General features: G+C 64.3%; 21 protein-coding genes. 3 read left to right on the top strand and 18 right to left on the bottom strand.

Annotated features, from left to right (window positions below):
- Positions 1–8: 8 nt before the first annotated feature.
- The 15 genes from ACM1PE_RS09950 to flgB form a co-directional block, all read right to left on the bottom strand.
- Positions 9–1,742: a methyl-accepting chemotaxis protein gene (locus tag ACM1PE_RS09950; RefSeq protein WP_187774047.1), complete on the bottom strand. Its 1,734-nt coding sequence runs from the start codon at positions 1,740–1,742 to the stop codon at positions 9–11.
- 139 nt (positions 1,743–1,881) lie between these two features.
- Positions 1,882–2,349 carry a hypothetical protein gene (locus ACM1PE_RS09945; protein ID WP_059380596.1) on the bottom strand — a complete coding sequence of 156 codons (468 nt, stop codon included), beginning with the start codon at positions 2,347–2,349 and terminating at the stop codon, positions 1,882–1,884.
- A gap of 29 nt (positions 2,350–2,378) precedes the next feature.
- Complete coding sequence (locus tag ACM1PE_RS09940; RefSeq protein WP_419343156.1) at positions 2,379–4,238, bottom strand: methyl-accepting chemotaxis protein; 1,860 nt, start codon at positions 4,236–4,238, stop codon at positions 2,379–2,381.
- A gap of 98 nt (positions 4,239–4,336) precedes the next feature.
- Positions 4,337–6,226, bottom strand: a complete 1,890-nt coding sequence (locus ACM1PE_RS09935) for a methyl-accepting chemotaxis protein (RefSeq protein ID WP_419343154.1) — start codon at positions 6,224–6,226, stop codon at positions 4,337–4,339.
- 141 nt (positions 6,227–6,367) lie between these two features.
- On the bottom strand, positions 6,368–7,612 hold the full coding sequence (gene flgL / locus ACM1PE_RS09930; RefSeq protein WP_419343152.1) for a flagellar hook-associated protein FlgL: 1,245 nt from the start codon (positions 7,610–7,612) through the stop codon (positions 6,368–6,370).
- Between the two features lie 47 nt (positions 7,613–7,659).
- Entirely contained in the window at positions 7,660–9,327 is a 1,668-nt protein-coding gene (flgK, locus tag ACM1PE_RS09925) for a flagellar hook-associated protein FlgK (protein WP_419343150.1), read from the bottom strand.
- Between the two features lie 70 nt (positions 9,328–9,397).
- Positions 9,398–10,375 (bottom strand): flagellar assembly peptidoglycan hydrolase FlgJ, encoded by a 978-nt coding sequence (flgJ, locus tag ACM1PE_RS09920; RefSeq protein ID WP_306632830.1) that lies wholly within the window; start codon positions 10,373–10,375, stop codon positions 9,398–9,400.
- A gap of 5 nt (positions 10,376–10,380) precedes the next feature.
- Positions 10,381–11,517 (bottom strand): flagellar basal body P-ring protein FlgI, encoded by a 1,137-nt coding sequence (locus ACM1PE_RS09915; protein WP_419343147.1) that lies wholly within the window; start codon positions 11,515–11,517, stop codon positions 10,381–10,383.
- A gap of 2 nt (positions 11,518–11,519) precedes the next feature.
- Positions 11,520–12,209 (bottom strand): flagellar basal body L-ring protein FlgH, encoded by a 690-nt coding sequence (locus ACM1PE_RS09910; RefSeq protein ID WP_419343145.1) that lies wholly within the window; start codon positions 12,207–12,209, stop codon positions 11,520–11,522.
- A complete protein-coding gene (flgG, locus tag ACM1PE_RS09905; protein WP_054456673.1) occupies positions 12,209–12,994 on the bottom strand; it encodes a flagellar basal-body rod protein FlgG in 786 nt (261 codons plus the stop codon). Before flgG ends, ACM1PE_RS09910 begins: the two co-directional genes overlap by 1 nt.
- A 65-nt stretch (positions 12,995–13,059) precedes the next feature.
- Complete coding sequence (locus ACM1PE_RS09900; RefSeq protein WP_419343143.1) at positions 13,060–13,824, bottom strand: flagellar basal body rod protein FlgF; 765 nt, start codon at positions 13,822–13,824, stop codon at positions 13,060–13,062.
- Between the two features lie 37 nt (positions 13,825–13,861).
- Positions 13,862–15,325: a flagellar hook-basal body complex protein gene (locus ACM1PE_RS09895; RefSeq protein ID WP_251880508.1), complete on the bottom strand. Its 1,464-nt coding sequence runs from the start codon at positions 15,323–15,325 to the stop codon at positions 13,862–13,864.
- A 71-nt stretch (positions 15,326–15,396) separates the two neighbouring features.
- Positions 15,397–16,095: a flagellar hook capping FlgD N-terminal domain-containing protein gene (locus tag ACM1PE_RS09890; protein ID WP_251880510.1), complete on the bottom strand. Its 699-nt coding sequence runs from the start codon at positions 16,093–16,095 to the stop codon at positions 15,397–15,399.
- A 20-nt stretch (positions 16,096–16,115) separates the two neighbouring features.
- Positions 16,116–16,535: a flagellar basal body rod protein FlgC gene (flgC, locus tag ACM1PE_RS09885; RefSeq protein ID WP_054456669.1), complete on the bottom strand. Its 420-nt coding sequence runs from the start codon at positions 16,533–16,535 to the stop codon at positions 16,116–16,118.
- Positions 16,536–16,558: 23 nt separating this feature from the next.
- Positions 16,559–16,966, bottom strand: coding sequence for a flagellar basal body rod protein FlgB (flgB, locus tag ACM1PE_RS09880; RefSeq protein ID WP_054456668.1), 408 nt, complete (start codon positions 16,964–16,966; stop codon positions 16,559–16,561).
- Between the two features lie 177 nt (positions 16,967–17,143).
- On the opposite strand from flgB, the gene flgA reads away from it, so the two are divergent.
- The 3 genes from flgA (at position 17,144) to ACM1PE_RS09865 (ending at position 18,791) form a co-directional block, all read left to right on the top strand.
- A complete protein-coding gene (gene flgA / locus ACM1PE_RS09875; RefSeq protein ID WP_251880512.1) occupies positions 17,144–17,857 on the top strand; it encodes a flagellar basal body P-ring formation chaperone FlgA in 714 nt (237 codons plus the stop codon).
- Between the two features lie 129 nt (positions 17,858–17,986).
- Positions 17,987–18,280, top strand: a complete 294-nt coding sequence (gene flgM, locus ACM1PE_RS09870; RefSeq protein WP_059374439.1) for a flagellar biosynthesis anti-sigma factor FlgM — start codon at positions 17,987–17,989, stop codon at positions 18,278–18,280.
- A gap of 31 nt (positions 18,281–18,311) precedes the next feature.
- Positions 18,312–18,791 (top strand): flagella synthesis protein FlgN, encoded by a 480-nt coding sequence (locus tag ACM1PE_RS09865; protein WP_054456868.1) that lies wholly within the window; start codon positions 18,312–18,314, stop codon positions 18,789–18,791.
- Between the two features lie 108 nt (positions 18,792–18,899).
- Here ACM1PE_RS09865 and flhF read toward each other — a convergent pair whose 3' ends face one another.
- From flhF to flhB, 3 genes are read right to left on the bottom strand one after another with little or no spacing between them, the layout of a single operon-like run.
- Complete coding sequence (flhF, locus tag ACM1PE_RS09860) at positions 18,900–21,797, bottom strand: flagellar biosynthesis protein FlhF (protein WP_419343139.1); 2,898 nt, start codon at positions 21,795–21,797, stop codon at positions 18,900–18,902.
- Positions 21,794–23,914, bottom strand: coding sequence for a flagellar biosynthesis protein FlhA (gene flhA, locus ACM1PE_RS09855; RefSeq protein WP_059374434.1), 2,121 nt, complete (start codon positions 23,912–23,914; stop codon positions 21,794–21,796). The genes flhF and flhA overlap by 4 nt, the downstream gene beginning before the upstream one ends.
- Positions 23,915–23,917: 3 nt before the next feature.
- Positions 23,918–25,072, bottom strand: a complete 1,155-nt coding sequence (gene flhB / locus ACM1PE_RS09850; protein WP_059374432.1) for a flagellar biosynthesis protein FlhB — start codon at positions 25,070–25,072, stop codon at positions 23,918–23,920.
- Positions 25,073–25,205 lie beyond the last annotated feature (133 nt).

Below are 25,205 nucleotides of genomic sequence, written 5' to 3'. Positions count from 1 at the left end.
GACGGGCATCAAGCCTGCGTCAGCGTCGGCGCGGCATAACCGCCCGACAACTGGTGCGCGGGGACCTCGATCACTTCACCCGTGTTGATCTTGAACACGGCCACCGCTTCGGCCAGGCGCTGCGCCTGCTCTTGCAGAGACCCCGCTGCCGCTGCAGCCTCTTCCACCAGCGCCGCGTTCTGCTGCGTCACCTCGTCCATCTGCGACACCGCGCGGTTCACCTGGTCGATGCCGCTGGACTGCTCTTCGGACGCCGCCGAGATTTCGCCCATGATGTCCGTCACGCGCTTCACCGACGCCACGATCTCCTGCATCGTTGCGCCCGCGCGCTCCACCTGCTGCGAGCCCGCGCCGACCTTGCTCACCGAATCCTCGATCAGGCCCTTGATTTCCTTGGCCGCCTGGGCGCTGCGCTGCGCCAGCGAGCGCACCTCGCCTGCCACCACGGCAAAACCCTTGCCCTGCTCGCCCGCGCGCGCCGCTTCCACAGCCGCGTTCAGCGCCAGGATGTTGGTCTGGAAGGCAATGCCGTCGATCACCGACACGATCTCGGAGATCTTGCGCGAGCTGGCCGAGATGCCTTGCATCGTGCTGACCACTTCCGACACAGCCGAACCGCCGCGCTCCGCCACGTCGGACGCGCTGGCCGCCAGCTGATTGGCCTGGCGCGCGTTGTCCGCGTTCTGCTTCACGGTCGACGCCAGCTCTTCCATCGAGGCCGCGGTTTCCTCCAGCGAAGCCGCCTGCTCTTCCGTACGGCTGGACAAGTCCGTGTTGCCGGCGGAAATCTCGCGCGAGCCCACCGTGATTTCGTCCACGCCGCTGCGTACCGCGGACACGGTACGAGTCAGGCTTTCCTGCATGCGCTTGAGTGCGGCGAACAACTGGCCGATCTCGTTGTGCGAACGCACTTCCACGCGGCTGGTCAAGTCTCCGGCAGCAATCTTGTCGAAGTGCTGGCCGGCTTCCACCAAGGGGCGCACCACCAGGCGACCAAATACCAGACGCGCCAGAATCATCAGCAACACCGCCAGACCGACGGCGACGCCCACCGCCACCATGGCGAGGTTGAAGTTGGCTTCCGCCTCGTTGATCGTCTCCTGCTGCTGGTCGCCGATGTACTTGCCGAACTCGCTGAGCGCCTCGATGAAGGCTGCGCTACGCGGCGTGCCGTACTCGTTGTTCACCATGTAGAAGGTGGAATAGTCTTCGCTGCGCAGGGCTTCGACCATGGTATCCACGCCATCGTCGATGTACGAACGATAACGACGGACCAGGTTCATCGACAACTGACGGCCCGTATCGTCCTGCAGCATGTTCTTCTGGAAATCGGCGAAGCGGCTACGCACGCCGGTCAGCAGGTCCGTGGCGCCCTTCAAGGCCGCCGCGGCATCGCGGGCCGAGTTCTCGCCGCTGCCCCAACCGGATTCCTGCAGATGGCGCGCGGCGACCATCAGCGCAACGCGCGCGCGCAACATGTCGCTGTTGATCACTTCGACCTGCTTCGCACGCTCGGTCAAGGCATTGACTTCGCGGATCGACTCATAGTTGTTCTGCAGGAAATACGCGGCCAAACCGCCCACCGCCGCGATCAACACGGCGAAAAACGCCATGACCCACAGCAACATGGTGCCGACGCGGGCATCGCGCAACCGCAGCTTGCGCTTCACCTTGGGTGCGCGCGCGGCCTTCTTCTTGCCGACTTTTCCGGATTTCGTACCGGACTCGAGACTCGCTTCCATATTATTTCCCCATCCCTCAGGAACTACTCTGACCAAATGAAAAACCACCCGGTGGACATGCCTTGTTACACGAGGCACGAACTCCGGGCGACGTACATCGCGGCGCGCGCCGCGATGCTCCCCGCTGGACTACAGGGCGTTATTTGCCCTGAGGCTGCAAGCCGGCCGCTTCACCCGGACCCGGTATGTAGATGGTCTGCACCTCGGGGGCCGCAGCGGGCGGCGCCATATCCTGACGCAGGTCAGGCACAGGCGCGGGTCCCAGCAGCTTCTGGCGTTCCCAGGGTTCCAGCAAGATATTGGTGCTGTCGACGAGGCGCAGCAGCCGGCCATCCGGGCCGAACTGCAGCAGCGCTTCCTTGCGGCTGTACAAGCCGTCCGCGACGAAGGTGATTTTGAAGGCCCAGAGCGCGAGCAACGTACCGTCGGTCTGCTTATAGAGTTTGTCGGGCGGGGCGGTCAGCGCACGAGAGGCCTCTTCCAGCGTCGTTTGCCCAGGGGTCAAGGTCGACAGCTTGTCCGGGTCGAAATTGTGCCCGGTCGCCGCGCAGCCAACCAGAAAGACCGCCAACACGGCCGTTGCCAGAAGATGTATATAGCCTCGCATACCCTACCCATTTACCGGCAAGGCCGGTGTCAGAAAGATTCCCAATCGTCATCCGCAGGCGCCGATCGGCGGCTTGGCGTCGTCGCGGGCTTCGCCGCTGGCGCAGCGGCCGGACGCACAGTGGGACGGCGCAGCGGCCGTGCCGCAGTCGCCCCTTCGGCCGCAGCCGGCTTGGCCCGCGCGGAATGCGTCAAACGCACGGCCGGTACCGCCTTGGCCTCTGCCGCAGGCGCGTCCGCCTGCGCCGCCGGGGCGGAGGGAGCAACCGGGGCAGCCACGCGCGCCGCCGGGCGTCGCCCCGCCAACTGATGCGCGGGGACTTCGATCACTTCGCCCGCATTGATCTTGAACACGGCCACCGCTTCGGCCAGGCGTTCGGCCTGTTCCTGCAGCGAACCTGCGGCGGCAGCCGCCTCTTCCACCAGCGCCGCGTTCTGCTGCGTCACCTCGTCCATCTGCGACACCGCGCGGTTCACCTGGTCGATGCCGCTGGACTGTTCTTCCGACGCCGCCGAGATCTCGCCCATGATGTCCGTCACGCGCTTCACCGAAGCCACGATCTCCTGCATCGTTGCGCCCGCGCGTTCCACCTGCTGCGAGCCCGCGCCGACCTTGCTCACCGAATCCTCGATCAGGCCCTTGATTTCCTTGGCCGCCTGGGCGCTGCGCTGCGCCAGCGAGCGCACCTCGCCCGCCACCACGGCAAAACCCTTGCCCTGCTCGCCCGCACGCGCAGCCTCCACCGCGGCGTTCAGCGCCAGGATGTTGGTTTGGAACGCAATGCCATCGATCACCGAAACGATTTCAGAAATCTTGCGCGAGCTGGCAGAGATTTCCTGCATGGTATTGACCACTTCCGACACCGCCGAACCGCCACGCTCGGCCACGTCCGAGGCACTGGCGGCCAACTGGTTCGCCTGGCGTGCGTTGTCCGCGTTCTGCTTGACGGTCGAAGCCAACTGTTCCATCGAGGCGGCGGTTTCCTCCAGAGAAGCCGCCTGTTCCTCCGTGCGGCTGGAGAGATCCGTATTGCCCGCGGAAATCTCCCGCGAACCCACATTGATTTCATCCACTCCGCGACGCACCGACGCCACCGTGCGCGTCAGGCTTTCCTGCATGCGCTTGACCGCCGCCATCAGCATGCCGATCTCATTGGTGGAGGTCGCGTCCACGCGCACGGTGAGATCGCCGCCGGCGATCTTATCGAAACTGTCGCTGACAGCGCGCAAGGGACGCAGCACCACGCGGTTCATGAACAGGAAGGCTCCCATCCATACGGCCAAGATCAGCACGGCGAGCGCGACGTACACAATCGCCATCGTCGCCGCCTGCGAACGCGAAGACGACACCATCTCTTCGCTATAGGAGGTGATGTCCTTGGCAAATTCGGTCAGTTGCTTCGAGAATGCCCCACTCGCGGCGCCGGCCCTGGTGTTCTTCAGATCCAGGTAAGCCGCCGAATCGCCCTTGTCCAAGGCCGACATCATGGCCTGCAGCGCGTCGGCGAACCCGTTGAAGGACGAAATAAGATCGCCTTCGGCGCTCTTGCCAAGCGCCGTAGTCTTCGGGATGGCCTTGAAGGTTTCCATCTTCTTCTTGGCGTCGGCGACCAGCTGCTGCACCGTGCGCGTGTTCTCGCTGGCGCCGTTGGCGTCGCCCGTGGCCCGCTGCGCGGCGGCGATGTCGGCGCGTATGGTCGCGCGCAACATCTGCGTGTAAGCGTCCTTGATCAGATTCGCCTGCTGCACGCTCAAGGTGTCCAGCGCATTGATCGCCTCGGAGCTGGAACGCATGCTGTTCCAGCCCAGGACGATGGACACCAGCGCGGCCAGCGCCACGGCCAACTGGGCGAGCATCAAGCCCGTGCGCACCTTCAGATTGCTAAACATTTCCGTATATTCCGGTAGTCGTCCCGGCGGCATTCATGCCGCCAAGCCGTAAATAGGGGGTAGCTTTACTGCGTGTGCTGCGCTGACGGATCCCTCCGTCAGAAAGACTCCCAATCGTCGTCCGCCGCAGGCGCTGGGCGTCGGCTGGCGGCTGGCGCCGCAGGCGCGGCGTCCTTGGCACTCGTCGGCCGGCTGGCCGGCCGGCGTAGCGGACGAACGGTAGTGGCTGCTTCCGGCGCTGGCTTGGGTCGGGCGACCTGCGTCAGGCGGGGCGCAGGCGCCGCCTTCGGCGCAGGTTCCGCCGGCTGAGGCGCTTCTGCCTTGGCAGGTTCGGTGGACACCTTGCTTGCCGCTGCTGCCTGCGGCGCGGACGGAGCCGGCATGCGCGGCGCGGCGCGTTGCGACGCCAGTTGCTGCGCGGGGACTTCAATCACTTCGCCCGCATTGATCTTGAACACGGATACTGCTTCGGCCAGGCGCTGCGCCTGCTCTTGCAGAGACCCTGCAGCCGCTGCAGCCTCTTCCACCAGCGCCGCGTTCTGCTGCGTCACCTCGTCCATCTGCGACACCGCGCGGTTCACCTGGTCGATGCCGCTGGACTGCTCTTCGGACGCCGCCGAGATCTCGCCCATGATGTCCGTCACGCGCTTCACCGACGCCACGATCTCCTGCATCGTTGCGCCCGCGCGCTCCACCTGCTGCGAGCCCGCGCCGACCTTGCTCACCGAATCCTCGATCAAGCCCTTGATTTCCTTGGCCGCCTGGGCGCTGCGCTGCGCCAGCGAACGCACCTCGCCCGCCACCACGGCAAAGCCCTTGCCCTGCTCACCCGCGCGCGCCGCTTCCACAGCCGCGTTCAGCGCCAGGATGTTGGTCTGGAACGCGATGCCGTCGATCACCGATACGATCTCGGAGATCTTGCGCGAGCTGGCCGAGATGCCTTGCATCGTGCTGACCACTTCCGACACAGCCGAACCGCCGCGCTCCGCCACGTCGGACGCGCTGGCCGCCAGCTGATTGGCCTGGCGCGCGTTGTCCGCGTTCTGCTTCACGGTCGACGCCAGCTCTTCCATCGAAGCCGCGGTTTCCTCCAGCGAGGCCGCCTGCTGCTCGGTGCGGCTGGACAGGTCCGTGTTGCCGGCGGAAATCTCGCTCGAGCCCACGTTGATCTCGTCCACGCCACGGCGCACCAGCGCCACGGTGCGGGTCAGGCTTTCCTGCATACGCTTGATAGCGCCAAACAATTGGCCAATCTCGTTGGTGCTGCGCACGTCGATGCGACCGGTGAAATCGCCGCCCGAGATCTTTTCAAAATGGTCGCCCGCTTCCCGCAACGGGCGCAGCACGGTCCGGCTGATGAACAGCCAGCAGCCCAATGCCAAGGCCAGGGAGATCGCCAGCATGACTATCGTGACCGTGCGCGAAACGCCGTGGGACGCTTCGGCCTGCACCACGAGCTCATCGGTGCTGGAGTCGATATGCGCCAGCACGCCGCCGACGGCCTCTCTCAGAGCCGTGTTCGCCGCGCTCCCCGCGTCGTTCAGATCCAGGTAGTCCTGCACGGCCATGGTCGACAACGCGGCCGCCTGACGCCTGACCACGTCGCTGAATTGCTTGTAGGCGTCTTCCAGCTTTTGATTCAACGCCTCCGAGCCTTCCAGGCGGGGTGCCTTGCGGTATGCGTCCAGCGCCTGGGCGCCTTCCTGCATCAAACCTTCGGCGCGCTTGGCCTGCGAAGTCGCCTGTTCGGTCTTTCCTTGCTGCAGATCCATCAGCGACGTCGCCAACAGCAAGCGGCCGCGCAGGAACAGGATGTAGGCCCGGTTCAGCTGCGAGGCCTGCGTGGAATAGGCGTCGTTGACCCGCTCCAGCTTCTCATTGCTCGAGTTCAGCCCCATCCACGCCACGCCATTTGAGATGAACATGGCGCCCGTGAAGAGCAGCAACACCAGAACGAGACAGGTGCGGACTTTCAAGTTGACAAGCATGGAATATCCGAGCGTTAAGCAATGTGAAACGACTATTTCCTACTCTGCACGCACACACGGACGCCCCGGCCCCTGGCCAGTAGCGTCCGCAAAGGCGCAACCCTACGCACCCGATGGCGCGTTTTTGTACCTACCGCAGTACTACTTGCGGCTGAACAGACTTGATCCCTGAATGGTCATGAATGCTGCCGACGCCGCTTGCAGGGCGACCTGGCGCAACGCGAGCTGGCTGGCGCCTTGGTAGTAGTCCAGCTCTTCCAGATCCGAGAGAGATTTGGAATAGGACAGCCCCTTCTGCGTACCGGTGGCATCCAGCGCATCCAGTTCATTCATGCGAGCGCCGACCGAAGCTTGTACCGTCAGCACGTTGTCATAGGTATTTGCCAACTTCTTGTTGGCGGTAGCGAGTGCATTGTTCAACTTTGCCGTCGCCACCGGATCGCCGCTGCTGGGCGCATCCAGAGCAGCGATCACATCGTCCAGGGCTGCGAACACATCCATATCGGCGGCCTGAACGCTCTCGACATTGATCACGTCGCCTGCGTTGGGAGCACCCTTGATTGCCACCGACACGCCGCCAAAATCAATGGTCGCACCATCGGTATACCCGGTAGCAGGCAACCCCGCAGCCGGTACTGTGGAGCTAGATCCGTCGGGATTGGTCGTCGTAACCCGGTAACCGATAGCGCCCGTAGCCGCATCGGCCTCAAACTGCACGGCAAAACTCTTTCCGTTGTTGGCAGATCCGGGCACAACGGAAGGCGCGCCGAACTGGGCAGTCCCGGTATTGGCGCTTGCAGCCGATGCGACGAAAGCCTGCGAACCCGGATTGGCTCGGGCAAAAATGTCCTTGCCCAGGTCACTGGTGGACAGTTGCCGGCTTTGATCAACCTGAATGGTTCGTTCGCCGACCGAGCCGCTGTAAACAATCTGACCGGCAGCATTCTTCGCGTACGGCATGACGCTGCCATCATTACCGGAGAACAGGTACTGGCCATTGCCATCGGTGGTATTGGCCAAGCCCAGCATCGCTTCACGGGTACTCTTGAGTGCCGCGGAGAGAGTCTGGCGATCCGTATCGGACAGCACGCCACCCGCCTGGATGATGCGTGTTCTCGCTTCCTGCAGAGCGTTCGTGACGGCGGTCAAGGTGTTGTTCTCTTGACCCAGGTTCGTATTGGCCGTCTGGCGGTTCATGCCATACGTACTGTTCATGCTCTGCGTCTGTGCGACGCTGATGGCCTGCGCCGCCGCCAAGGGGTCATCGGCAGGGCTCAGATTCTTGCGTCCGCTACCGACCTGCTCAACCAGGCGGTTCATATCGGATTCCTGAGAGAGAACGCCCTTCAGGCCGTTCGAGTACATCATCGAGGTGCTCAGGCGCATGGTGAAGCTCCGAAATTTTCTTTATTTGTCACGATTCAACGATCCGATCAGCCGCGCAGACCCAGCAGCGTGTCGAACATGGTGCTGGCCACATCAATGATGCGAGCACTGGCTTGATACTGTTCCTGGTACAGCGACAGGCTGACGTATTCTTCGTTCAGGTTGACGCCCGAGACAGCCTGCTGCGCCGCAGTCTTCTGCGTGATCAGGTTTGCCTGCGCGGTCGCCGCGGACTTGAGTTGAGCGGTTTGCACCCCGACCGTATTCACCACCTGGCCGAACATGTCGTTCACGCTCATCGTGCCGTTACCCAGCACTTTGCTGTTCTGCAGTTGCGCCAGCTTCAACGCGTTCTTGCCATTGGCATCACCGCCCGCCGCATCGGCGGCCGCGATCTTGTAGGGATCGGAAATCAGTACGGTGATATCACGCGCCGCATCGCGCGTGGGCGCCAGCGACCATTTGTCGCCAGCCTGGGGCGGCTCGCTGATGGTCAGGGTCACACCCATCTCGCTGTCGAGATTCAGCGTGCCTGGCGTGCCGGTAGCCGGACCGTTGTAGACCTGCGAACCCTCGGGCATGCGCAGCACGCGGTAGTTCGTGCCATCAAAGGAAATCTCGTATTCCTTGGCGTTGATGTTGTTCACGTTCGTGAACTGACCCGAAAGCGACGCGTTGCTCTTGTTCTGCGCATTCGGCACGCCCTGCGGCGAACCGATGCCAAAGAAATCCGTGCCGGGATTGCCGTTCTGGTCCAGGCCCTGCTTGTGCTGCTCGTTGAAGGACAGCGCCAGGCCGACGGCCATCTGACCCAGCTGGCTTTGCATGACATCCAGCGAAGTCGCGCGGAATTGCAGCAAGCCGCCCAGCGACCCACCGGTCACTTCCGCATCACCCAGCTCCACGGCAACCGTCTTACCCGAGCCGGCCGGCAGCGTGTAGGCAATGGCGGTACGCCCCGTATCCTTGGAGGAAGCCACCGCTTGCAACGGATAGATGGTGTTGCCGGACAGCAGCGCTTGGCCGCCGTTGGCCAGCGTAATGTTGATCTTGTCGCCTTGCTCGTAGGTGGTGATACCTACCAGCTGATTCAGTTCCATGACGGCTTGGTCACGCTGATCCAGCAGATCATTGGGAGGACCGCCGCCGGCCTTGCCCGTAGCCAGCGAGATTTGCTGGTTCAGGTCGTCGATACGCGTCAGATAGCTGTTGACCTGCTCAACCGTCGTCGTGATCTGCGTATTCAGGCCGATGCGCTGATTCTGCATCTCGGTGTATGCCGAGCGGATCTGGGTAGCCAGGCTGTTGGCCTTGCCCAGCAAATCCTGGCGCGCAGCGGGGTCGGCAGGCTTGCTGGCTACCGCGTTCATGCTGGTGAAGAAATTTGTCAGGCCTGGCGCGATACCGACGGTGCGGTCGGCAAACAGGTTGTTGATTGCCGAGACCTGGTTGTATTGCGTCTGCAACTGGGCACCGCTGCCCTGAGCGCCGACCAGTTGCTTGTACAGGAAGCTGTCGTAGCTGCGCACGACCGTGTCGACCTGCACGCCGCGGCCGATATAGCCGTTGCTGGTCGCCTGGGCGCCTGCGGTCGAGACCATGACGCGCTGGCGGTTGTAACCAACCGTGGTGGCATTGTTGATATTGTGGCTGGTGGTGGCCAGCCCTGCCTGAGCGGCGTTCAGCCCGCCCAGCGCCAATTTATACATGTTCATGCTGACAATGCCCCGTATTTAACCGCTGATATGCCTGGATATCCAATTAACGGCAGGAGATGATCCGAATTTAGAGTCCTTCCAACATCTGGCGAGAAATTTCCACCTTGGATGCCGCGCCCCGCAACTGGCTCATCACGCCGATCAATTTTTGCGCGTACTGCGGATCCGTCGCATAGCCCGCGTCCTGGATCCGGCGGGCCGCCTCGATCTCGTTGCGCGCCTGCGTGACGCCCTCGTAGCGCGGGCTATTGCCGATCAGACGGGCGTAATCCGCGAACGATTCCTCATAGGACGCGTAGGCGCGGAAAGGTTGCGTCACCTTTTTAGCTACGCCGTCTTCGTATTCGGTGGTCAGCACATTGACGACCTGGCCCTTCCAGCTGGAACCCGCCTTGATGCCGAACAGGTTGTAGCTGGTGCTGCCGTCCTGGTGTTTAATCTCGCGCTTGCCCCAGCCCGACTCCAGCGCCGCCTGGCCCATGATGAGGCGGGCCGGCACGCCGCTTTGCTGGGAAGCGAGATTGGCGGCGCGCGACATTTTGGACACGAAAGCGACCACGTGGTCGGGCGCGCCTTCCGCGGCGGCCAGCGCCCGGTTCTGCGCGCTGTTGTTGCGCATCACATTCAACAGGGCCGAGACTTCGCGCGAGCCGGCCGAGCGGAAATCGAGATCCGAACCCTCTCCCAGGCGCTTGACGGCATCCGCGCCCAGCTCGCCAGGCTTGCCCTGCTGCATCTGCGCCAAGATGGCACCAGACAATCCGATGCCGGGCGACGCCAGATGCAAGGCCAGTTGCTCGTCCGCCATGGACTGCAGCATCTGCGTCTGCTGCGAGTCGAACAGCCCCTCCTTGGGCGTCGCCTCGCGCATGCGCTTGACCATCATCTGCAGGAACAGGGCCTCGAACTGCTTGGCGACCTGCTTCTGCTGCTCGGTCCCCTCAGGATCTTTCTTGACGTCGCGCTTCAAGTCCGACAGGCGGCCCATGTCGAAGACCGAATCCTGCCGGCTGGCGCCGCGCGCTGCATCATTGGTGTAAGCCATGGCCGTCAGATGATTTCCAGTTCGGCGCGCAAGGCGCCGGCGGTCTTCATGGCCTGCAGAATCGCCAGCAGGTCCTGCGGCGTGGCGCCCAAGGCGTTCAAGCCCTTGACTACGTCCGCCAGATTGGCGCTGGTGCTCACGCGCTGCAGGGAGCCGTTTTCCTGGCGCACCTCGATCTGGGTATTGGGCACCACTACCGTCTGCCCTTCCGTGAACGGCGTGTCAGGCTGAGACACCTGGTTCTGGCGATTGATGATGACCGACAGATTGCCGTGGGCCACGGCGGCCTCTTCGATCATGACGGTACGGTTCATGACGACCGAACCCGTGCGCGCATTGATGATGACCTTGGCCACGGTAGGTGCGCGCGTCACCTGCAAGTCTTCGAGCTGCGACAGGAAACGCGCCTGCGACACCTGGTCCATCGGCGTACGGACCTGCACCACGCGTCCGTCCAGGGCGGTGGCGGTGCCTTGGCCGAACTTGCGGTTCAACGCCATGGACACATTCTGCGCCGTGCCGAAATCGGTGTTGTTCAGTTCCACGTAAACGTAGCCGTCGCGCGAGAACGTGGTGGGCACGCCGCGCTCGACAATGGCGCCGGCACTGATGCGTCCACCGTTCAACTGGTTGATCTGCACGCTGGAACCGCCGGCGGAGGCGCCCGCACCGCCCACCAGGATATTGCCCTGGGCGATGGCGTAGACCTGGCTGTCGGCGCCTTTGAGCGGAGTCATCAGCAACGTGCCGCCGCGCAGGCTCTTGGCGTTACCCATGGACGACACCACCACGTCCAGCGTCTGCCCCGGGCGGGCGAAAGCCGGCAGCGTGGTCGTGACCATGACCGCGGCCACGTTCTTCAACTGCATATTGCTGCCGGGCGGAACGGTGATGCCCAGCTGCGACAGCATATTGGTCAGACTTTGCTGCGTGAACGGCGTCTGCCGCACTTGGTCACCGCTGCCGTCCAGGCCCACGACCAGGCCATAGCCGATCAGCTGGTTGCCCCGCACGCCCTGGATTGAAGCCAGATCCTTGAGCCGTTCGGCGTGTGCCGCGCCCGCGCCGGCCACCAGCCCGACCGAAATGCAGACGCGCGCCAACAAGGACACCAAGGCGGATATCGGATTCGGTTGTTTCATGTTCAGAACGGCGAAGCGATCAGGAAGAAGCGTTGCAGCCAGCCCATGGTCTGAACTTCGTCCATAACGCCTTTGCTGCGGTACTCGATGCGGGCGTCGGCCACCTGCGTGGACGACACGGTGTTGGTGCCGGTGATGGAGCGCGGATCGACCACGCCGGAGAAGCGCACGAATTCGCTGCCCCGGTTGATGGCGATCTGCTTTTCGCCCGCGACCTGCAGGTTGCCGTTGGACATCACCCCCACCACCGTGGTCGTGATGGTGCCGGTAAAGGCATTGTTCGCCGTGCTGTCGCCCTTGCCCTGCGACACATTGCCGCCCTTGGCGTCGGTGTTCAGGTTGGCGTTGGCCCAGCTATCCATGAAGGACGGCGCGGCGGCGATGCCCAGGGAGGCACTGCCGCTACGGTTAGTGTTGGTGGCGACGTTCTTGGAAGCGTTGGTCTTCTCGTTCAGGACGATAGTGACGATGTCGCCCACGTTGCGCGGCCGGCGATCCTCGAACAAGGGATAGTTGCCGTAGGTCGTCGGCTGATAGATCGAGCCCGTCGGCTGCGCCATGGGCGTGGGCGGCGGCGGCGGCGCCGCCGTCGTCGGCCCGGTCACGATGGGCTCGGGCGGGATCATGGCGCAACCGACCACCAGCATAGCCAGGGCCGCACTCGATACCAGGCGCAGGACAGACATGGACATCACAGTTGAGTCAGGCGAGCCAGCATTTCGTCCGAGGTCTTGACGGCCTTGCTGTTCATTTCGTACGCGCGCTGCGTGGTGATCATGTTGACCAGTTCTTCGGCGACGTTGACGTTGGAAGTTTCAACGTACTTCTGCATGATCGAACCGGCGCCATCCACGCCAGGCTGCAACAGGTTGGCGGGACCCGAAGCGTCGGTTTCCAGATACAGGTTTTCACCTACGCTCTGCAACCCGGTGGGGTTGATGAACGTGGCGATCTGCAGCTGGCCGATCTGTACGTTGATGCCAGCGGCGCCGGGCTGCGTAACCGAAACGATGCCGTCGTTGCCGATAGAGATCGACAGCGCATTGTCGGGGATGTTCATCGGCGGCTGGATCACGTAGCCGCTGACGGTCGTCAACTGGCCGTTCTGGTCGCGTTGCAGTGCACCGTCACGGGTGTAGGCTTGGGTGCCGTCAGGTAGTTCGACCTGCAGGAAACCGCGGCCGTTGATGGCGATGTCCATCTCGCTGCCGGTGTTGTTCAGGTTTCCGGCGGTGTGGATGCGCTCGGTCGCGGCGACGCGCGCACCGGTACCCAATTGCAGGCCCGACGGCAGCTGGGTGGCGTCGCCGACCTGGGCGCCGGGCTGACGCAGCGTCTGGTACATCAGGTCCTGGAACACGGCGCGGCCGCGCTTGAAGCCATTGGTCGAAACGTTGGCCAAGTTGTTCGAAATCACGTCCATGGAGGTCTGCTGACCTTCCAGGCCCGTCTTGGCGATCCACAGCGAACGCATCATGATGAAGTACTCCTGGTGTCGCGGCCCGGCCGCGCGCAAAAATTGTTTCTAGTTCAGTTGCCGTATCAGGCGCTTACCGACAGGATGCCGTTGGCGCGTTCGGCGTTGCGGTCCGACTGCTGGATCACCTGCATCTGCTGCTCGAAGCGGCGGGCGTTGGCGATCATGCCTACCATCGCCGCCATCGGATTGGTATTACTGCCTTCCAGCACGCCCGACAACAGCCGCAGGCTGGGGTCGGCGGGTACCGGAGGCGCAGGCTGGCCATTGACGGGCGCCATGCGAAATACGCCGTCGTCGCCGTGCACCAGCTGCTCGTTCTGCGGGTTGGCCAGTTTGATCCGGCCCAGGTTCAGGATGTTGTTCGGCGCGTCGCCAGCGCCGATGGCGGTAATGGTGCCGTCCGCCGTGATCGTCAGCGCAGCCTGGTCGGGCACGTCGATGGGACCGCCCTGGTCAGACAGCACGGGCTGGCCCAGCGAGGTCTGCAACAGGCCATTGATGCCGACCTGCAGGCTGCCGGCGCGAGTGTAGGCCTCGCCTTGCGGCGTCTGCACAACGATCCAGCCGCGCTCGCTGGACAGCGCCACGTCCAGATCCCGGCCCGTGGTCTGCATATTGCCCATCTGGAAGCTGTTGCGCGGCGTCGACGCCACCGTCGAAACACGCGTGGGCAGGCTCGTCCCATCCGTGACCGGCACGGAGCGGTACAGCGCGATCTGCTCGCGGAAACCCGCCGTGTTCACGTTGGCCATGTTGTTGGAAAGCGCGGCCTGATGCTCGGTGATGCGCGCCGCGCCATTCATGGCGGTGTAGATGATACGGTCCATTGCCTATTCCGTCGGTGTCGTCTCGTGCCTGCCGGGCTTACTTCAGGTTCATCAGGACTTGCATGATTTCGTCCTGGGTCTTGATGGTCTGCGAGTTGGCCTGGTAGGTGCGCTGGGCAATGATCATGTTGACCAGTTCCTTGCTCATGTCGACGTTGGACGACTCCGTGGCCTGGCCCACGACCTTGGAGAGGCCGTTGGTGCCGGGCTGGCCCAAGATGGGCTGGCCGGACGCGGAGGTTTCCGTCCAGGCGTTGTTGCCCACGGGCTGCAGACCCTGCAGGTTGGAGAAGTCGGCCAGCACGATGGTACCGACGACCTGGGTCTGGCCGTTGGTGTAGCTTGCCACCAGGCTGCCGTCGCCGCCGATGTTGATGCCGCTGAATTCACCGGATGCGTAGCCGTCCGGCTTGGCCACCAAGGTGTAGGCGCTGCCAAACTGCGTGGTGCCCGCGTAGTTCATTGCGATGTTGATGGGATCGGCCGGAGCAGCGCCTTCACCCGGGGTTGCAAACGACAGGTTCACCACTGGCGCGCTGGTCATCACACCCGCCTTGTTGAAGGTGAACTTCTGCGGATTGCCCCATACACCACCAGCTTCGGTCGTCGGCGCCATGGCTTTGCCATCTATCGTGTAATAGACGTCATAGTTGCTGATATCGGGACCGGTCGAAGGACGCTTCACGAAGTACTGCATGACCTGATGCGAGTTGCCCAGCGAATCGAACACCGTCATCGGCGATGCGTTCGTGTAGGTGCTGGACTGCTTCGGATCGAACGGCTTGCCGACCTCCACGGTGGGGGCCACGTATTCGCTGTAACCGGCCATGGTCTTGATATCGCCGGTGACTACTCCGCCAGTGATAGTGACACTATTGGCGCCGTTCGTGTATGTGCCGTCGGCCGGGGCAGCTCCGGCCCATACCAACGCTCCCGTCCCGTTCCTGGTAAACGTGTACGGCAAGCCATTGAGCGTGACAGTGCCATCGGAACCAGGATCCGTCGTCGTATTGGTTTCGTAGATAACCTTGGCATTGGCGTTCAGGTTGGCAACGGTAGTGCCTGCTGCGGTCGCCTTGGGCGCCACGTTGGCGGTGGGCAGCTGCAATTCCACCGGGTTGGCTCCAACCGAGCCCGGCGGATAGCCCGTCAGGCGATAGCCCTGAGCGTTCACGATGAAGTTGTTCTTGTCGACCAGGAATTCGCCGTTGCGGGTGTACATCACCGCGCCGCTCTGGTCGGTGACGCGGAACATGCCCTTGGCGCCGTCAATGGCGATGTCGTACTCGCCGCCGCCGCCATTCACCGTGCCCACGGTAAAGCGCTGGTTGATGGCCGCGACCTTCACGCCCAGGCCGACGCGCGAGCTGGCGTAGACGTCGGCGAACGAGGCGGTGGCGGACTTGAAGCCGACCGTGCCAGAGTTGGCGATGTTGTTGCCGATGACGTCCAGGTTCTGCGCTGCGGCGTTCAAGCCGCTCAATCCTTGTCCGAAACCCATGTTTGTTCTCGCTAATCTTTAACTAGGGGAAGCCGCCGCCCATGCGCCGGCACCGATACATTGCGCACGCTTCAGGCGCCGATCACCTTGCGCACGTCCAGCATGCTGGTCTGGCCATCCAGGCCCAGATCCAGCCTCAGGCCTTCAGTGGAGTACGCCACGCTCTTGACCTGGCCGTAGCTCAGGACTTCTGCGTTCACCTTCTTGCCATCGGCATCCGTGGCCAGAACGGACACGGTGTACGCACCCGGCTCCAGCGCAATGCCTTGATCGTTCTTGCCATCCCAGGACAGCGTGTACACGCCAGGCTTCTGGTCCTTCGTTTCGATCGTGCGCACGACCGCGCCGTTGGCGTCGGAGATACGGATCTGCACCTTCTGGGCATCGCCCTGCAGATCCAGACCGTAAGGCGTGACGACGCGGCCACCCGGATCCGTAGCATCCACGCCGGACTTGATCTTGGAGCCGGGAATCAGCACGCCCTTGCCTATCATGGCCACGGCATTCATCGACTGAGACACGTCGATCTGGCCGCTGATGGCGAGCATGGTGTTCTTCAGGTTGGTGATGCCTTCCACCGTGGAGATCTGCGCCAGCTGGGAGGTCAGCTCGGCGTTCTGCATCGGATTCAGGGGATCCTGGTTCTGCAGCTGCGTGACCAGCAGCTTCAGGAACTGGTCCTGCAAGCCTTGCGCCGTGCTGCTGCTATTGGCGCCCGTTTGAGCCAGGCCCAAACCGGTCTTGCTCGTCGATTGGTCGATAGTGGTCATGGATTAACTGGTTCCGGAAATTAGGACTGGCCGATGGTAAGGGTCTTCTGCATCAGCGCCTTGGCGGTGTTGAGCACCTCCACGTTTGCCTGGTAAGAGCGCGAGGCCGCGATCATGTTCACGGTTTCGGCCACCGGGTCAACGTTGGGCATGCTGACGTAGCCCTGAGCGTCGGCCATGGGGTGCTGCGGGTCATAGACCTGCTTCAAGGGAGACTGGTCTTCTACCACCCCAGCCACGCGCACGCCGCCTATTTCCTGGCCCAGCGCCTGGCCGGCCGGGGGATTCACCTGGAACACGACCTGGCGGGCGCGGTAGGGTTTGCCGTCGGGGCCAACCACGCTGTCGGCGTTGGCCATGTTGCTGGCCGCCACGTTCATGCGCTGCGATTGCGCGCTGAGCGCCGAACCGGCGATATCGAAAATGCTCAACAAGGACATTGCCTGCCGCTCCCTTTAAAGAATCATTCCTGAATTGCGGCCATCATGGTCCGGATACGGCCAGACAGCATCTGCATCGTGCTTTGGTAATGCAGGGTGTTATCGGCGAACTGCACGCGTTCGATGTCCATGTCCACCGTGTTGCCATCCATGCTCGGCTGGTACGGCAGGCGGTACAGGAGTTCCGTCGGACCTTGCGATACAGCCTTGGCCGGAATATGGCGAGCGGCAGTCAGCGTGAGCGCGGTGTCGGGCAGGCGTTTCGTGCCTTCCATGGCGTTGGCCATGGCCGTCTTGAAGTCGAAATCGCGCGCTTTGTAGTTGGGCGTATCGGCGTTGGCGATGTTCGACGACAGCACTTCCTGGCGTTGCGCGCGCAGTCCCAGGGACTGCTGGAAAAACCGGAAATCTTCATTAAGCCTGTCTAGCATCGGGGCGCCTTGGTGCGTTGCAATTCAGATAAAGCCAGGGATGCCGGACAGACCGTTATCCCATTGGATGACGGCATCATAGGGGCCGGTGGCTCAACACAATCAGCCAAATAACCCGCCATTTCTCATCCAATTCACGTATTGCCGAATGCCGCGGACTTCTACAATTCCTCCATCATGAAAATATCCGCCCCCCGACTCCGCGCGCGCGCAAGCTGCCTGGCAGCCCTGCTGTTGCCCCTGGCCGCCGCGCAGGGGCAGGAAACCGCCACCCAGGCGCCCGAGGCGATCGCTCTTGTCGCGCAAACCTATCTGCTGGATCAATTGGCCGGCCTTCCAGGGCAACCCTCGATAGCGATAGACCCGCCGCGCGCGGAACGCCTGGCGCCTTGCGACGCCATGTCCCCTTTTATGCCCTCGGGCATGAAACTGCGTTCGCGCATGACCGTCGGGGTGCGCTGCAACGCCCCCAAACCTTGGACGGCCTATGTTCAGGCGACGGTGAGCGTGCCGGGCCACTATTACGTCGCCGCACGCATGATTGCCGCAGGGCAGGCCCTGACGCCGGACGACCTCGCCCCACGGGACGGCGACCTGGTCGCCCTGCCCCCGGGCGCGATTACGGATCCGCAGACGGTGGTGGGCATGACGGCCGTGCACCGGATCAATGCCGGGCAAGCAGTACGGGGTTCCGGGTTGCGCAACGCACAATCGGTGGTGCGCGGCGCCAACGTCCGCATCAACGCGCGCGGCAACGGCTTCGTCGTCAGCAGCGAAGGCCAGGCGCTCGACAACGCGGCGCCCGGCGCAACCGTGCAGGTCCGCACCGCGGGCGGCCAGGTGGTCAGCGGCGTGGTGCGCAACGCCAGCCTGGTGGAAATACAACTGTAATTGTTGTTACATGTCGCATTGCACCAACACACCGCCCTCCCCTAAAGTTCCTTCCGGCCCTGCCGTTACTGAGGCATAAGTAGGCGAAACCGTCGCACAACCGACCCAGGACGCCCTGCGGAGAAAATCTTGAAGATCAATTCCACCACCAACCGCCCCCTATCGGCTGACGCCGTCGCGCCCCGCGCCGACTCGGCGGTTGCCCAGGCCTACGGCGCCGGCAGTGCCAGCGGCTCCAGCAGCTCGCAGGTGGCGCTGAGCTCGGCGTCGCGCAAACTGCTGGCGCTGCAGGACGGGTCCAATGACATCAACGTCGAACGCGTGGCCGCCATCCGCGCGGCAATCGCTTCGGGTCAGTTGAAGATCGACACCGGCCGCATCGCGGACAGCCTGATTGCCAGCGCCCGCGATTTGCTGAAGTAACCCCGAACCTCCCGAGCCGAACAGCATGACCATGAGCACCGTCGAATCCCTGCAATCCTGCATGCGCCAGGAAGATGCCCTGATCACCGAGTTCTCCGCCATTCTGGAAGAAGAGACCGAAGTGCTGGTGGGCTTGGGAAGCGTCGGCACGCTGCAGGAAATCACCGAGCGCAAGGGCGACGTCGCCCGCAAGCTCGTGGACCTGAGCCAGGTCCGGGACTCCCTGCTCGCGGAGATCGGCCTGCCCGCCGGGCATACCGGCACCGAACAGGCAGCCGTTCTGCATCCACAGCTGTCGGGCGTCTGGCAGGCTTTGCTGAGCAAATCGGCATCCGCCAACGAAATCAACTTGCGCAACGGCGCGCTCATCGACGTGCATCTGCGCTACACGCAGCAGTCACTGGACGCCCTGCGCGGCTTGGGTGCGGCGGGTGGTACTGTATCCACTTACGACGCCCGCGGCCGTGGTGCACGCAGCGGCCCCGGCCGCAAACCCATCGTAGCGGGCTGAACCGACGTAGGATAGGTAAAGCGCGCCGGTTCGCGCGCCGGAACCCACCTCGCTATCGCGCACAACCCCTCACGCACTTGCGCAAAACCACCCCAGCCACGGCCTTCGTTACCCCGCTGTCATCTCCAGCATCGCATACATCTTCAGCAAAGCCAGCGGCAACATGCGCCCGGACAGCTTGCGATCCGTTCCCATAATGCCCAACAAGGGTCCGCGCAGCACTTCCGCCGCCGACGTGTGCGCCAGCTGCCAGCATGCCGCGCCCATCTGACCGGCCATCAGCGATTGGCGCGCCAAGGCATGGGCGCCGTCCACCGCCGGCAAAGCCTGCCACGCATTAGCCATATAGCGGAACCCCGCCTTGGCCTCATCCTGCAGCACCAGCCAGCGCGCTACGGTGGCCGCATCCGCTTGGGACGCGGGCAGATTGGTCATGCCAAACAGCTGCCCGGCCACCTCGCCGCTGACCGTGTCGATCAGTCGGGCGCAGACCAGCCGGACGGGTTCGCCGCCGCTACGGCCAGGCAGGGTCACTTCCGTACCCGAAGCCCACAACGCCAGGGGCACGCGCTTGCTGCCCTGGACGCTGTGCAGCCCCGGCATATCGCCGGGCTGGCCGACGGGCAAATAGCCCACGCTCTTACCCACGGCATTCAGATTGGTCGGGCAGTCATCCTGGATGACGCGCTGGCCGCCGGCGCTGCGCGCAACCCAGGCGACGCCCTGCTCGCTCAAAGCCGGCCACAAGGCGGATGTGCCCGTTTCCAGCATCTGAACAACCGGGACGCGCTCCAGCTTCTCGGCCAGCCAGGTAACACGCCCCTGCAACGCCAGGGCCGCGTCTGGCTGTGCCGGCGCCGCAGGCGCAAATGAAGAGAGCAGCCCATGCGGCAAAACCAATTGCTGCGCGGGTGCCGCCAGAGCCGTGCCACGATCGCTCATCAACAGCGTGCCCAACACGGCTCCGCCAGGAAGACCCTCTCCCTTCATGGCGGCCTTGCCATGCATGGCAAGCAGGTGCCGTCCGCAGACCGCGGAAAATTCTCGGCGCACCATCGCCAAGGGTTCATCGCCCAGCGCAGCTACGCTCGCGCCCGAACTGTCGCCGACATAGCCGCGCCAGGACGCGCGAGCCTGCACGCAGGCCGGATCGCTTTCCAGCCAGGAAATGGCGTCGTCCAGGTTCTGGGCCGCCTCGATGGAACTCGCGCCACCTTGCGGACGCAGGATGGCGGAAGCCAGCAATTGCCGCTTGCGCGCCGGATCCGCGCTTTCGGGCTCCCGCGACGCGGACACCAGCGTCGCAAGGTCTGCCTCGCTGGGGGTGTACAGCGCGCGGGCGCGCTCGACCATCGAGAAAGCGCGGTCGATCAGCACGTCGGCGCGAGCCAGCTCCATGTGTTCAGGCACCTTTTGCCCGACCGACATGTAATGGATCGGCAAACGATGACGGATGGCCGTATCCAGCGCCGCGCCCAGGCGGGTAGCCTCGTCCAGCTTGGTAATGATGCAGCCCGCGACATCCTCGCCCACGCCATTGCGATACGCATGCGCCACTTCGTCCAGCGTGTCGCCCTGGCTGGCCGCGTTGAGCACCAGCAGCCGGCGCACCGGCTTGCCCGCATTGCACAGCATGGCCGCCTGCTCCGCCACCTGGCGGTCGCGCTGGCTGATGCCGGTGGTATCGATCAGCACGATCTTGCGGCTGCCCAACTCAGCCAGGATGCGGCGCAGCTCGCCCGCATCGCGCACCGAATGGGCGGGCACGCCCATCAGGCGTCCGTAAATCTGCAACTGTTCCAGCGCGCCGATCCGGAAATTGTCGGTGGTCAGCATCGCGACCTGCTCGCGGCCCTCGCGCGCCACGCAACGCGCGGCCAGCTTGGCCAGCGTGGTCGTCTTGCCCACCCCGGTCGGGCCGACCAGGGCGTATACGCCGCCGGCCAGGAACTCATCTTCGGAACGCAGCACCGGGAGGTGGGTCACCAGCTCGTTGCGGGCCCAGCTCAGCGCCGCTTCCGGCGTCATTCCTTCCGGGAGGCGCTCCACCAGGGTGCGCACCAGCTTGGTGCTGAACCCCGCGTCCAGCAGGCTGCGGAACAGCGCCGCGCCCGCGGGTTCCCGGCCCGGTCCTTGGCGGCCGCCCCAGAGCAGGCCGTCCATGCGGCTTTCCAGAGCGCCACGCAGTGCGCTGATGGCGTCCTGCAATCCCGCTGCGGCGTCAGCCGGCATCGCCGCAGGCGGCAAAACCGGCGGTTGGCGCAACGGCGCATCCGGCATGCGGGCCATCGTAGGCGCGGGTGCCGGTTGAGGGGCGGCCGGCGTGTAAGGCGCCGGTGCCGGTTGGGGCGTGGCTGGCGTATAAGCCGGAGGCGCCGGTTGGGGCGTGGCTGGCGTATAAGCCGCAGGCGCCGGAGCCGCGCTTGCAGGCACGCCCGAATAGGCAGCGGCAGCCGCCGGGGCCTGCCCCGCGGGCGCAACAGCATACGCGGATGATGCCGCAGGAGCGCCAGGCGCGGCAGCGGATGCGGCGGACTGATCAGCGGGGACCTGGCGCAACGGCGGCAGGGATGGCAATTCAACCCGCACGGGCGCCGCCGGCTGGGGCGCTATAGGAGCAACCTGGGGCGCTTCATCTTCAGGCTGTGTCGAAGATGCGTAAGCGGTCTGGTATGCGGCGATCGAACGCGACGGCGCCGCGTATCCGCCCTGGGGCATCACGGGCGCGGGCGCACGTCCTGCCTGCTCAGACGCATCGAAGCGCATGCCTGCCGGCGCGCCCGCAGGTGGCAGCGGCCGCGCTTCGAGCGGCCGGACGGGCGCAGCTTCCTGGCGCGGCGCGGGCTCGTGAGCGGCATCGTCAAAAGCGCCTTCGACGGTAGCCAGCACCTCGACGCCGCCATCGACGCTACGGTTCGACACGATCAGCGCGTCCGGTCCCAGCACCTGCCGGACCTGGCGCATCACATCGCGGCTGTTCGCCCCAAAAAATCGGCTTATCTTCATGCCCCATTACCTCCGCCGATCAGCGCGGTAACACGCACCATGCGCTCATCGGGTATTTCCGTATTCGACAACACGCCCAGCTGCGGCAGATGGTGCCGCAGGAAGCGCGACAAAGGCGCACGCAAGACCGGAGACACCAGCAACACCGGCGCATTGCCTTGCGATTCCTGGCGCTCGACCGCGGCCTGCGCTTCGCGCAACAACGTATCGGCCAACCCGGGTTCCAGGCCGCCGCTGGTCGTCATCGCCTGCGAAAGCACGCGCTCGAGTTTCACGTCCAGGCCGATTACCCGCAGCTCGCCCTCTCCCGGGAACCATTGCTGGGTAATGGCGCGGCCCAGCGAACGGCGCGTCAGCGCGATCAGTTCGTTGATGTCGGGCTGGCTGCCGGTGCCGGCGGCCAGCGCCGCCAGGCGCGGACCATGTTCGGACAAGGTATCGATGATGGTGCGCATGTCGCGGATCGGCACTTCTTCCGACAGCAGGCCCTGCAGCACCTTCTGCAGCGCCGTAAGCGACAGGGTCTTGGGCACCAGGTCCTCGACCAGCTTGGGCGCGTCGCGTCCAATGCGGTCCAGCAATTGCTGCACTTCCTGGCGGCCCAGCAGATTGGAACCGTGACGGTGCATCAGGTGATTCAGGTGCGTCGCGACCACGGTGCCGGCATCCACCACCGTATAGCCCGCCACCTGCGCCTGATCGCGCAGGCTGCCGTCGATCCACAGCGCCGGCAAGCCGAAGGCGGGATCGGTCGTGGGCGTGCCCTTGATCTGCACGGTCACGCCGCCCGGGTCGATGGCCAGCCACTGGCCCGGCATGGCGACGCCGTGGCCGACCTCCACGCCGGACAGCAGGATGCGGTAATCGTTGGGCTTGAGTTCCAGGTTGTCGCGGATATGCACGACCGGCGGCAAAAAGCCCACGTCCTGAGCGAATTTCTTGCGCAGGCTGCGGATCCGGTGCAGCAGCTCCCCGTTTTGGGCATGATCCACCAGCGGGATCAGGCGGTAGCCGACCTCGAGGCCCAGCTGGTCCACCATGGACACGTCGTCCCAACTGGCCTCGGCCGCCGCGGCCTGAGCCTGCGTAACGGCCTGTGGCGGCACCTCGGCCGCCGCGGCCGCCGCCGCAGTTTGCCGCTTGTACAGCATCCAACCGCCCCAGCCCAGCGCGCCGGCCAGGGTCAGGAACGCAACGTGCGGCATGTTGGGGATCAGGCCCATGATGCCGACGATGCCGGCCGTCAGGAACAGCACGCTGGGGTTGGAGAACAGCTGGCTGAGAATCTGCTGGCCGATGTCCTGGTCGGTCGATACGCGCGATACCACCACGCCCGCGGCGGTGGAGATCACCAGCGCCGGGATCTGCGCCACCAGGCCGTCGCCGATGGTCAGCAGCGTGTAGACGCGCGCCGAATCACCCATCGACATGTCATGCTGGGCCACGCCCACGATCAGGCCGCCGATGATGTTGATCGCCATGATCAGCAGGCCGGCGATGGCGTCGCCCCGCACGAACTTGCTGGCGCCGTCCATCGAGCCGAAGAAGTCGGATTCCTGAGAGACTTCCGCGCGGCGCTTGCGCGCCTCGTCTTCGCCGATCAGGCCGGCATTCAGGTCCGCATCGATCGCCATCTGCTTGCCCGGCATCGCGTCCAGGGTGAAGCGCGCGCCCACCTCGGCGATACGGCCCGCGCCCTTGGTGATGACGATGAAGTTGATGATGGTCAGGATCACGAAGACGATGATCCCCACGGCGAAGTTGCCGCCGACCAGGAAGTGGCCGAAGGCCTCAATGACCTTGCCTGCAGCGTCGGGCCCGGTATGGCCATGGAGCAGCACCACGCGGGTGGAGGCGACGTTCAACGACAGGCGCAGCAGCGTGGCGAACAGCAGCACGGCCGGGAATGCCGCAAAATCCAGCGGCTTGCGCGTGAACATGGCCACCAGCAGGATCATCACCGACAACGCGATGTTGAAGGTGAACAGCAGGTCGAGCAGGAACGTGGGCAGGGGCAAGACCATCATGCCCAGCACCATCACGATCAGGATCGGCCCTGCCAGCAGCCGCGCATGCGTGGCCCCGTTACTCTTCAACATGGTGAGCAAAGCGCTCATTCCTTAAGCTCCTTGTGCTGCGGTTTTGGCTTGCGGGTCCAGCTCGACCGGCACGGGCAACCGGGTCGGGGCCGTCGGTTCGGCGCCCCAACCGGCCCGCCAGGAGCGCAGCTGGAAGACCCACGCCAGCACTTCTGCCACCGCGGTGTAGAGTTCGGACGGAATTTCCTGCCCAATCTCCACGTGTTGATGCAATGCGCGCGCCAGGGGCGGCGCTTCCAATGTCGGGATGCGGTTCTCGGCGGCAAGCTCGCGGATCTTGGCCGCGATCAGGCCCGTACCCTTGGCCAGCACGCGCGGCGCGCCGCTCTTTTCCTCGTCGTACTTGAGAGCCACGGCGTAGTGCGTGGGGTTGGTCACCACCACGTCCGCCTTGGGCACTTCCGCCATCATGCGGCGGCGCGCCGCCTGGCGCTGCTGCTGCCGGATGCGCGCCTTCACGTGGGGGTCGCCTTCGCTTTCCTTGTGCTCCTGGCGCACGTCTTCCTTGGACATGCGCAGCTTCTTCAGGTGGCTCCAGATCTGCCACGGCACGTCCAGCATGACGATGACCATCAGCGAAGCCACGATGAAGGCGCAGCACATCGCCACCAGCGTCAGCGCCTTGATCAGCGCCGCCGACGGCGCCACGTGCATCAGGCTGAGCATGTCGTCGTGGTAGCGCCAGATGACCCAGACCGCCACCCCGCCGACCAGCGCGGCCTTGGCCAGCGCCTTGATCAGCTCCACCACCGTCTGCGACGAGAACATCCGCTTCACGCCCGCAATGGGGCTGAGCTTGGAGAAATTGAACTGCAGGGGCTTGCCCGAGATGACGATGCCGCCCAAAAGCACGCTGGACAGCACCGCGATGACAGCCAGCAGCCCGAAAATCGGCAGCAGCACCAGCAAGGCCTCGCCGAAACCTTCGACCGCGCGTTCGACCATCACGCCGGGATCGAGCACGATACGCTGATCAAACGCCAGGCCGTTTCGCAACACGCCGCTCAGGGTCTGGTAGAGCGAACTGCCGCCCACCCAGATGGCGCCCACGCCCGCCGCCAGCATCATGAACGTTCCCAATTCGCGGGAACGCGCAATCTGCCCCTCCTCGCGCGCCTTTTCCAGGCGCCTGGGAGAGGCGGCTTCGGTTTTTTCGAGGTCGCTTTCTTCGGCCATGCTCTGCGGTATTGTCGCGGCTCGCGGATTATGGAATGACGAGCTGCCCGCCGAGATTCTAGGAGGCCCAGGGGCTCGGCGATAAGCCAAGAAACGGGGGGAAAGCGGCGCTATTCCCGGATGCGTTTCAGGC

The organism is Achromobacter sp. PD1, assembly GCF_048541815.1.
GTDB classification, from domain to species: Bacteria; Pseudomonadota; Gammaproteobacteria; order Burkholderiales; family Burkholderiaceae_B; genus Achromobacter; species Achromobacter bronchisepticus_A.
The sequence above is the reverse complement of the archived record's forward strand: the minus strand, read 5'-3'. Positions and strand labels throughout refer to the sequence as shown.